At 59.4% G+C, this 212-nt stretch carries 1 protein-coding gene; it reads left to right on the forward strand.

Annotation, left to right across the window (positions count from 1 at the left end; genetic code table 11):
• A partial coding sequence (locus A3764_RS01360; RefSeq protein ID WP_150122032.1) for a hypothetical protein occupies positions 1-212 on the forward strand: 212 nt, incomplete at both ends.

Consider the following 212-nt stretch of genomic DNA (forward strand, 5'->3'; position numbering starts at 1 on the left):
GCAGGCGGAGCTGGAGGACGCGGATGACGAGACGCTTCTCAATACCCGGCTGATCCCGCCGCCCGATGCCCGCGTAAGGGTCTATGCGACCCAGTCGACCCACAAGACGCTGACGTCACTGCGGCAGGGTTCGATGATTCATGTCAACGATCAGGACTTCAAGGGAGAGGTCGAACAGAGCTTTCACGAAGCCTACATGACCCATACCTCCA

It is taken from the genome of Sulfitobacter sp. HI0129, assembly GCF_001635395.1.
GTDB lineage: Bacteria > Pseudomonadota > Alphaproteobacteria > Rhodobacterales > Rhodobacteraceae > Sulfitobacter.